This is a genomic window from Microbacterium sp. Leaf351 (assembly GCF_001423825.1).
In the GTDB taxonomy this organism is placed as follows: domain Bacteria; phylum Actinomycetota; class Actinomycetes; order Actinomycetales; family Microbacteriaceae; genus Microbacterium; species Microbacterium ginsengisoli.
On sequence record NZ_LMPK01000009.1, the window covers coordinates 1 to 8,326 of the forward strand.

At 67.2% G+C, this 8,326-nt stretch carries 11 protein-coding genes; 1 reads left to right on the forward strand and 10 read right to left on the reverse strand.

Translation table 11 applies throughout. The annotated features are described in order from the left end of the window. The first annotated feature begins 96 nt into the window (after positions 1-96). Entirely contained in the window at positions 97-333 is a 237-nt protein-coding gene (locus ASG00_RS03245) for a hypothetical protein (RefSeq protein ID WP_056206861.1), read from the forward strand. A 351-nt stretch (positions 334-684) separates the two neighbouring features. Here ASG00_RS03245 and ASG00_RS03250 read toward each other — a convergent pair whose 3' ends face one another. The 10 genes from ASG00_RS03250 to ASG00_RS16720 form a co-directional block, all read right to left on the reverse strand. Further along, positions 685-1,413: an MBL fold metallo-hydrolase gene (locus ASG00_RS03250; protein WP_056206864.1), complete on the reverse strand. Its 729-nt coding sequence runs from the start codon at positions 1,411-1,413 to the stop codon at positions 685-687. Between the two features lie 38 nt (positions 1,414-1,451). Then, positions 1,452-2,474 (reverse strand): 4-hydroxy-2-oxovalerate aldolase, encoded by a 1,023-nt coding sequence (gene dmpG / locus ASG00_RS03255; protein ID WP_056206867.1) that lies wholly within the window; start codon positions 2,472-2,474, stop codon positions 1,452-1,454. Then, entirely contained in the window at positions 2,471-3,427 is a 957-nt protein-coding gene (locus tag ASG00_RS03260; RefSeq protein ID WP_056206870.1) for an acetaldehyde dehydrogenase (acetylating), read from the reverse strand. The genes dmpG and ASG00_RS03260 overlap by 4 nt, the downstream gene beginning before the upstream one ends. 2 nt (positions 3,428-3,429) lie before the next feature. After that, positions 3,430-3,846 (reverse strand): hypothetical protein, encoded by a 417-nt coding sequence (locus ASG00_RS03265; protein ID WP_056206873.1) that lies wholly within the window; start codon positions 3,844-3,846, stop codon positions 3,430-3,432. Next, a complete protein-coding gene (locus ASG00_RS03270; protein ID WP_056206877.1) occupies positions 3,843-4,685 on the reverse strand; it encodes an SDR family NAD(P)-dependent oxidoreductase in 843 nt (280 codons plus the stop codon). The genes ASG00_RS03265 and ASG00_RS03270 overlap by 4 nt, the downstream gene beginning before the upstream one ends. Next, entirely contained in the window at positions 4,682-5,536 is an 855-nt protein-coding gene (locus tag ASG00_RS03275) for an alpha/beta fold hydrolase (protein ID WP_056206880.1), read from the reverse strand. The genes ASG00_RS03270 and ASG00_RS03275 overlap by 4 nt, the downstream gene beginning before the upstream one ends. Before the next feature lie 42 nt (positions 5,537-5,578). Next, entirely contained in the window at positions 5,579-6,178 is a 600-nt protein-coding gene (locus tag ASG00_RS03280) for an aromatic-ring-hydroxylating dioxygenase subunit beta (protein ID WP_082483029.1), read from the reverse strand. Positions 6,179-6,240: 62 nt separating this feature from the next. Next, positions 6,241-7,476, reverse strand: a complete 1,236-nt coding sequence (locus tag ASG00_RS03285; protein ID WP_056206883.1) for an NAD(P)/FAD-dependent oxidoreductase — start codon at positions 7,474-7,476, stop codon at positions 6,241-6,243. Next, complete coding sequence (locus ASG00_RS03290; RefSeq protein ID WP_056206887.1) at positions 7,473-7,811, reverse strand: bifunctional 3-phenylpropionate/cinnamic acid dioxygenase ferredoxin subunit; 339 nt, start codon at positions 7,809-7,811, stop codon at positions 7,473-7,475. Before ASG00_RS03290 ends, ASG00_RS03285 begins: the two co-directional genes overlap by 4 nt. Beyond that, positions 7,804-8,326 (reverse strand): SRPBCC family protein (locus tag ASG00_RS16720; protein WP_327037470.1); only part of this gene is annotated, 523 nt, incomplete at its 5' end. The genes ASG00_RS03290 and ASG00_RS16720, both read right to left, overlap by 8 nt.

Below are 8,326 nucleotides of genomic sequence, written 5' to 3' on the forward strand. Positions count from 1 at the left end.
GTCGCGTCACGGTTCAAGACTCGCCCACCGAACACCGAAACCTCTTGATCAACACGGCCTAGGCCCCGACCGCACCTCGAGAGGGCAGGCCGATAGATGACTGCTCACGAGGCTCCCGTCGCGGAGCTGCTTCCGATCGCGCGGCTCGAACAGATGGGGCAGCGCGGCAGCGCGAAGCGGGGCCGCGGCGAAGTCAACGATCCGACGACGTGCGGACTCCTCGAACTGCTCGTCGGCGCGCTCACCCCCGAACAGTGGCGAGGGTCGCGCGGTCTCGGCGTCGTCTACCGTGTCGCCGCGTCCCGTAGACCGATCGGCGAGGTCCTTCGCTGAGCTCTGCGGCACCTCGGTTCCTGCTGGACATGGCGAAGATCCCCGCGATTCCAGGGTGGTTGGCGGTGGTTTCACTCTCAGGATTCCACACGGCCGCGCAGCGTTCTGTGGCGACTGTCACCTGCACACCCCACTCCGACATGATCGGAGCAGGCTGGTGGTGGAGGTGGCTCGACGCGCTCTATGCCGTGACCGAAGAACTCTTCGTTTGCGAGCGGTCGCGGGCACGGTTGCGTTCAAATCCGCTGATCGTCCCACGCACTTGCGAACCGACGCAGAAACGACGTGTCTGGACCTGGCGGCACAGCGTGCCGCCAAAAAGCACGCGTCGTTGCTACTCCGCCTGGAGCCCTACGGGGGGTCGAGAGGGCCGACAGGACGTGACAGGCGTCCGGTCGATCGCAGGTAGTCCGCCTCCACGTGCGCCATCCACGCCGCCGCACGCCGCCGACCCGGATCGTTCGGATACCGAGAGCGGAGGTGGTACTCCAGGTCGAGGTCGGGATGCGCGCGAAGGAGCTTCTCGAGTCTCGTGAGCCGGCGGTGGTGATGCGCGAGCGCTGCCGAGGCGTGTGCCCCGACATCGGGGATGAAGTCCCCATGCCCGGGCAGGCCGGGCAGGCCCCGGAGGGAGGAAATCGTCGCGAGGGAGGAGAGCAGCGCATCGAGGTCGCCGGAGCGACGTGACACGAACGTGGCGTGGCGTCCGCCGAGCAGAGTGTCGCCCGTGATCACACACGACGCGCCCTCCGAGTCGACGCGGAAGCACACCGAGTCGTCCGTGTGTCCCGGCGTGGACAGCACCTCGATCCGGACGGGTGAGAACGCGAGCATCGCCCCCCTGCGGAGCGGCGCGCTCGATCGCGCGAGGGCGGGGTCCGCGGCGTGGACAGGCGTGCCGCTCGGCAGCATGTCCAGAGCAGCCGAGTGGTCGGGGTGTCGGTGCGTCAGAAGCACGCTTGCCACTACGGACGCGCCGATCGCCTCGTCGAGGTGCGCGCGATCCGCGGGGCCGGGGTCGACGATGAGCACTCCGGCCCCCACGTCGATCACCCATGTGTTCGTGCCGTCGAGCGTCATCGGCCCCGGGTTCGGGGCCAGGACGCGCCGGATTCCCGTCAGCGCTCCAGAGGACCGGCGGCGCCGACCATGTCGAGGGCTATGTCGGTGATCATGTCCTCCTGACCGCCGATGAGCTTGCGTCGGCCGACCTCGACCAGGATGTCGCGGGCATCCAGCTGATACACGGCGGCCGCCTGCTCGGCATGCCGCAGAAAGCTCGAGTACGCACCCGCGTAACCGACGGACAGCGTCTCGCGGTCGACCTGGACGGGGCGGTCGTGGAGCGGCCGCACGAGGTCGTCTGCGGCATCCTGCAAAGCGAAGACATCGGCGCCCACCTCCCAGCCGAGCAACTTCGCAACCGCCACGAAAGGCTCGATGGGTGTGTTGCCGGCGCCTGCGCCGTGTCCCGCGAGCGAGGCGTCCACGCGGTACGCACCCTCCTCCACGGCGGCGATGGAATTCGCGACCGCGAGCGAGAGGTTCTGGTGGGCGTGGATCCCGATCTGTGTGGCCGGGTCGAGCACGTCGCGATACGCACGGATCCGCTCCCGCACGCCGTCCATCGTCAGGCGTCCGGCGGAGTCCGTGACGTAAACGCAGTTCGCGCCGTACGACTCCATGAGCTTCGCCTGCTGCGCGAGGGATGTCGGATCGTTGAGATGCGACATCATGAGGAAGCCCGACACGTCCATCCCCCACTCGCGGGCGGCGCTGATGTGCTGGGCCGAGACGTCGGCCTCCGTGCAGTGCGTCGCGATCCTCACGGAGCGCACGCCGAGGTCGAACGCCTGTCGCAGCTCGTGAAGCGTGCCGATGCCGGGGAGCAGCAGCGTCGTTAGCACAGCGTTCTTCGTTGCACCCGCCACGGCTTCGATCCACTCCCAGTCGGAGTTCGAGCCCGGCCCGTAGATCAGCGAGCTGCCGGCGAGACCGTCACCGTGAGAGACCTCGATGGCATCCACTCCCGCCGCGTCGAGCGCCGCAGCGATCTCCGCGGCCTTCGCGGGGGCGATCCGGTGGCGGACCGCGTGCATGCCGTCGCGGAGCGTGACATCCTGCAGATAGATCCTCGTCATGCGACGGCCTCCTTCTCCCGGGCCGCGACGACGAGTCGTTCGGCTGCGCGCAGTGCTGCGCTGGTCATGATGTCGAGATTTCCGGCATAGCTCGGCAAGTACATCGCCGCGCCCTCAACCTCCAGGAAGACCGTCACTCGCGTGTATCCGTCCTCCTGCACGCGGTCGGCGGGTACAAGAGTGTCGAACTCGGGTCCCTGGTCCAGGAACTGGACCTGTTGCTTGAGGCGGTAGCCGGGCACGTACTCCGCGACCGCTGCCACCTGGTCGGCGACGGCATGGGCGACCGCCCCTCGCGTGGCCTCGTCGAGACGGCTCGTGAGCACCTGAACGGTGTCGCGCATGATCATGGGAGGCTCGGCCGGGTTGAGGATGATGATCGCCTTGCCTCGAGCCGCACCGCCGACCGCCTCGATCGCCGACGAGGTCGTCTCGGTGAACTCATCGATGTTCGCGCGCGTACCGGGCCCGGCCGACTTCGAGGCGATGGATGCGACGATCTCGCCGTAGTGCACGGGAGTGATCGAGCTGATCGCCGCGACGATCGGGATCGTGGCCTGGCCACCGCACGTCACCATGTTGATGTCCTGTGCGTCGAAGTGGTCGCCGAGGTTCACGGCCGGAACCACGTACGGCCCGATCGCGGCAGGGGTGAGGTCGACGAGCTTCTTGCCCAACGGCAGCAGCTTCTCGGCGTTCTTCTTGTGCGCCGACGCGCTGGTGGCGTCGAAGATCACCTCAATCTCGTCGAACTGCGGACTGGCGATGAGTCCGTCGACGCCCTCATGTGTCGTCTCGAAACCCAGTCGCGCGGCGCGGGCGAGTCCGTCTGAGCCGGGATCGATCCCGACCATCACTCCCATCTCGAGCGTGTCGGAGAGACGGATGACCTTGAACATGAGGTCAGTGCCGATGTTTCCTGAGCCGATGATGGCGATCTTCGTCTTGCCCATGACTACTCCTTCAGGGGAATGTCTTCGAGGATGTGGGGCTGCGCCAGCACCCAATCGGGTTCGGTCACGAGCAGCGAGAAGCTGCCGCTGAGCGTTTCGACATCGACCACGAATCGGTATCCAGCGTCTTCCGCCCAGGCGATGGCAGTGAGGTCTTGTTCGGGTACTGCCAGGATGACTCGGCGAGAGCGGGGACTCGCCTTGAGCACCTCGTGGGTGACGCGCTGCACGTCTGCGGCCGACACGAGTCCGTGCGTCGCGAGCTCGAGGTCGTGGGTACCGGCGGGGTACGCGTCGACCAGATGGCCGGAACGGACCGATCGGATGCCGATGAGCGCGGGGGCGTCGTCGACGCCGTCGACCGCGAAGAAGCGCTCGAAACCCGGCGGGAGCGCAGAGCCCAGCGAAACGTTCGTCATAGGTGATCTCCTCCTGCGGCCGTCGCAAACCCTCGGACACCGACCCCGCCGTCGGCGTTGATGATCGCGCCCGTTACGACGCTCGCGTTGCGGCGCGACGCCAGCAGGACGTATGGACCGGTCGAGTCGACGGGGTCGGTGCTGGCGTCGTGCAGCGGAACCCACATGTTGGGGCCGGGGGCGTCGTCGCGCTTGGCGAAGGACTGCTCGATGGATCGCGCGTCCATCCCCACGGCGGCCGGCCCGCGCAGATCGGTGCGAAGTCCGCCGATGGCGACGCCGTTCACTCGGACGTGAGGGGCGAGCTCATAGGCGAGCTGGGTAACGAGGCCTCTCGCGGCGAACTTCGCTGCGGTGTAGACGGGACCGCCTCCGGCCGCGTAGAACGCGGCGTTGGAGAGCGTCATGACGACGTTCCCCTTCGTCTTGACGAGTTCCGGCCAGGTCGCCGAGACCGTCAGCAGGTAGCCCTTGACGTTGATGTCGAACAGCTCGTCATAGATGCCCTCGATCTCTTCAGGCGTGGTCTTCGTGATCGATCGGTTGAAGTCCCAGATTCCAGCGTTCGGCACGACGACATCGATCTTGCCGAACGCGTCGACCGTAGCCGAGACGGCCGCCTTCAGATCCGATGTCGAACGGACATCTCCGACGACGGGCAGCACACGATCGGCCTCCGCACCCGCGGCATCGATCGTGGACTGCAGTCTCTCCGCGTCGCGACCGACCACGGCGACGCCCGCCGCACCCTCCTCGAGGAATCTCAGCGCGACGGCCCTGCCGATGCCGGATCCGGCGCCGGTGATGAACGCGACGTCACCCTCGAGCCATCCGGTCATGTGCCCGGCCCCAGGAATCCGACGACGAGTCGCTCGAAGTCCGCCTTCTTCTCGACCTGCACCCAGTGGCCGCAGCCGCCGAACACGTGCAGCTGCACCTTCCGGATATTCTTGAGCATGATCCAGGCTCCGTCGAGCGTGATCGTGCGGTCGTCGCGGCCCCACAGCAGGAGCGTGTCGGCGAGGATCTTCTCGAGATCCTTCCAAAGCGGATCCATGCCGCCCCGGCGAGCGAACGCGGTGTTGTAGCGGTGGTAGAACTCGATGTGGCTCGCGTCAAGCGAGGCCTCGTAGCGGGCCTGGATGCTGGCGTCGTCGAAGAGCTTCGGGTTGGCGACCATGACGCGGACGAAGTTCTTCATCTTGCTGAAGGTCGGGCCCTCGCCGTTGTAGTAGCGGAACATCTCCTTCTGGCCCTCTGTCGGCGTCGGGGCCGTCGGCAGCCAGCCACCTCCCGGGGCCATGAGGACGAGCTTCGTGACGCGCACCGGCTGGGCGATCGCCATGGCCAGCGCCGCAGCGCCTCCGAGCGAATTGCCCAGCAGGAAGAACGTGTCCACCCCCAGCGCGTCGAGCATCTGGTACATCGCATCGACCGTGATCTCGGTGATCGAGCGTTCAGCGAGATCCTCCTCGGTGGGGCGGTAACTGCCGCCGAACCCCGGCTGGTCGGGAAGGATGACCCGAAAACCTTCGAGAGCTCCCAGGTTGTCCCGGTAGTTCGCCAGCGCGCTCGCGCCCGGCCCGCCGCCGTGCATGAGGACGAGGGGCTCGCCCTCGCCGACGACCGTGACCGCGATCGGGCCGAGGGTCGTGTCGACGGTGCTCGTCTCGAGAGCAGTGGCGGTCATGGAGAATGCCTTTCGGTGGTGCGTGCGGAGGGGATGTGCGGATCAGAAGAACGTGCTGATGTTCTTCATCAGCAGGACGTTCTGCTCGAAGAGGATCGTGCGCTTGACGATCTCGAAGCCGTGCGCGCCCGTGCGCCGCAGGACGTCGTTGCGACCGCCGGCATAGAGATCGACTTCGGTCTGCAGCCGGTTCCGGTACACGATGAACGCACTGCGGGACTGGAGCAGCCCGTCGCTGCGCTCGCGGACCGACACGTTCGAGATGAGGTGGCGCGTGCGCGACGGCGGGTCCTCCGCCCAGGCCATGCCCGAGTCGTATCGGCGGATGCGCCACGCGAGCGAGTCCTTGGTCTCGTCGTAGAACGCCGCTTCGCCGGGCGCCGAGACGGCGAGGGCCTGCTGCCGGCGCAGGCGATTCGTGCGCGTCGGGGCCCAGTAGTGCAGGTCTTCCGCGAGCATCTCCAGCCAGTCCGCGAAGCGACCGTCATCGAGGAACTCCGCCTCGAGGAAGTAGAACTGGTTGACCTCGAAATGCGTGTCAGCGTCTGCCAGGCGCATCCCGTCGATCTCATCGTCCAGGATTCCAGCGCCGACCGACGTCGCCCCGTTCAGGGTCGCCGGGTTCAGGTGGCTGTCGGACATGGTCTCATCTCACTTCGTCTGCGGAACCGCTTCAACCGGCCGTGCCGGTCGCCGGAACACGGTCATCTGCGTGCCTTGAGGAGGGAGCGAAGGGGCACCGACGGATCGGAGAGCTCGCCGCGACTGACCGGGATGCGCTGATCGATCAGGCGACGTGCGGCGCGCACCGTCATGGCGTCGTCGATCGCAGCCGCTCCCGCGAGCAGCCCTTCATCGAGAAGGAACACGGCAGGATGATCGCCGCCTTCTCTCACGACCACGTCGCCGGGACCGGAGAGCCGGCCGACGGCCTCGAGGTGGATGCCGTGGCGATCGGTCCAGAACCATGGCGCGCCCCGCGACGGCGGCTCTAGCCCGAGCATCCCGTAGGCGGCATGCTGACCGCTCAGCTGGGCTGCCTCCCAGTGTTCCTCGCGGCGCAGCAGCGCACCGTCCTCGCCGCGAAGGCGTATGACGTCGCCGGCGGCGAAGACGTCCGGCGCGCTTGTGCGGTAGTCCGCCGAGACGAGCAAGCCTCCGTCGACCTCGATACCCGCGGACTCGGCCAGCTCGACGTTCGGGATGATGCCTATGCCGACGACGACCAGGTCGGCGGCGCATCGCGTGCCGTCGTCGAGGACGACCTCGAGTCCGTCCGGCACGGGTTCGATCGCAGATGCGACTCCCACCCGCACGTCGATGCCGCGCTCCGCGTGCATCCCGTGGAGATGGGTTGCAAGCAGCTCGCCGACAGCGGGTGTGAGCGGCACATCGACCGGATCGATCAGCGTGACGTCGGCGCCCACCGCAAGAGCCGACGAGGCGAGCTCCGCGCCGATGAGACCGGCTCCGATGATCACGACGCGGCAGCCGTGCGTGACACGCGCGCGCAATGCCGACGCATCGGCGAACGTGCGCAGAACATGCACGCCGGGAAGATCGGCTCCGGGGATGGGCAAGGTGCGGGCGCGCCCGCCGGTGGCGATCAGGATGGTGTCCGCCGCGATCACTTCGCCGTCGTGAAGCGTGACGGCGAGTGCCGCCGGGTCGATCGCCGCGGCTCCGGAGCCGAACTTCGTCTGGATGCGCTTCTCCGCCAGCTTCTGCGCGCTGGCGAACGCGAGCTTGTCGAGGCTGAAGTCAGGGGCGAAGAGCTCCTTGCTCAGCGGTGGCCGATCGTATGGCGCAGGCTCGCCATCCACGATCACGATGTCGCCCTCATGGCCAAGAGATCTGAGCTGCTCGGCGGCGCTGTAGCCGGCCAGCCCGGCACCGATGATCACGACGCGACCGGCGTCGCGCGGCGTACCTGTGGTCATGCGAGCCTCGCGGGATTGGGCACGACGCGCAGCTGCGATCCATCGATGATTACCCGGTGGCACGCGACGTCCTCGGTCGCGGGCATAGACATCACGGCGCCGTCCTTGAGACAGAACTTGCCCGCGTGGAGAGGGCATTCGACGACGCCGTTCTCGAGCCATCCCTCCGACAGGGAGGCCTTCTCGTGTGAGCACGTGTCGTCGAGGGCGAAGAACTCGCCGTCGTCGTTGAACACGGCGATGTCGTCGACGGTGCCGGTCACGGCAGCGTCGATCTTGATCCCCTCCCCCTCAGGGACGTCATCGATGTCGGCGACGACGATTCCCTCAGCCATCAGTAGCCTCCTCGTGCCACGCCGGCGTGTTCATGAGCTCCGCCCATCGCGCGTAGAACCGCCTTCCCGCGGCATCGCTGTACAGTGCGCTCGTCGAGCCCGGATGCACACCGTCGTCCTGTTCGGTGCCGATGCCCATCTGATAGTTCAAGGGCAGGGTGTTCGTTCGCCAACCATGGGAGATCGCCTGGATCTCGCTCCAGTTCTCGCCGTCGTCCTGCTCGAAGATCCCCGAGGGGCCGAAGGTGCGGAGGTTGTAGAGGCGCTGCGCCGTGCGGACCTCCTCTGGCATTGACTTGTCGAGCACGGTCCACGCCCAGACCTCCATCTCGTCGGGCCCCTTCGGGTGCCAGACGCGGATGCTGCCGTTGACGGGAAGGTATGCGAAGTTGGGGAAGACCGTCGCGTGCCCCGTGGTGAGAGGCCCTTCCACCCGGGCCGAACCCAGTCGCTCCCGCAGTGCCGCGTAGTCGTAGTACTCGTGGACGGGCTGTGCGTCGAAGCGGCTCTTGGGG

What these genes read in the sequence shown, in the direction of transcription:
- ASG00_RS03245 (WP_056206861.1), top strand. Translation starts at nt 97, where the DNA reads ATGACTGCTCACGAGGCTCCCGTCGCGGAGCTGCTTCCGATCGCGCGG.
- ASG00_RS03250 (WP_056206864.1), bottom strand. Translation starts at nt 1,413, where the DNA reads ATGACGCTCGACGGCACGAACACATGGGTGATCGACGTGGGGGCCGGA.
- dmpG (WP_056206867.1), bottom strand. Translation starts at nt 2,474, where the DNA reads ATGACGAGGATCTATCTGCAGGATGTCACGCTCCGCGACGGCATGCAC.
- ASG00_RS03260 (WP_056206870.1), bottom strand. Translation starts at nt 3,427, where the DNA reads ATGGGCAAGACGAAGATCGCCATCATCGGCTCAGGAAACATCGGCACT.
- ASG00_RS03265 (WP_056206873.1), bottom strand. Translation starts at nt 3,846, where the DNA reads ATGACGAACGTTTCGCTGGGCTCTGCGCTCCCGCCGGGTTTCGAGCGC.
- ASG00_RS03270 (WP_056206877.1), bottom strand. Translation starts at nt 4,685, where the DNA reads ATGACCGGATGGCTCGAGGGTGACGTCGCGTTCATCACCGGCGCCGGA.
- ASG00_RS03275 (WP_056206880.1), bottom strand. Translation starts at nt 5,536, where the DNA reads ATGACCGCCACTGCTCTCGAGACGAGCACCGTCGACACGACCCTCGGC.
- ASG00_RS03280 (WP_082483029.1), bottom strand. Translation starts at nt 6,178, where the DNA reads ATGTCCGACAGCCACCTGAACCCGGCGACCCTGAACGGGGCGACGTCG.
- ASG00_RS03285 (WP_056206883.1), bottom strand. Translation starts at nt 7,476, where the DNA reads ATGACCACAGGTACGCCGCGCGACGCCGGTCGCGTCGTGATCATCGGT.
- ASG00_RS03290 (WP_056206887.1), bottom strand. Translation starts at nt 7,811, where the DNA reads ATGGCTGAGGGAATCGTCGTCGCCGACATCGATGACGTCCCTGAGGGG.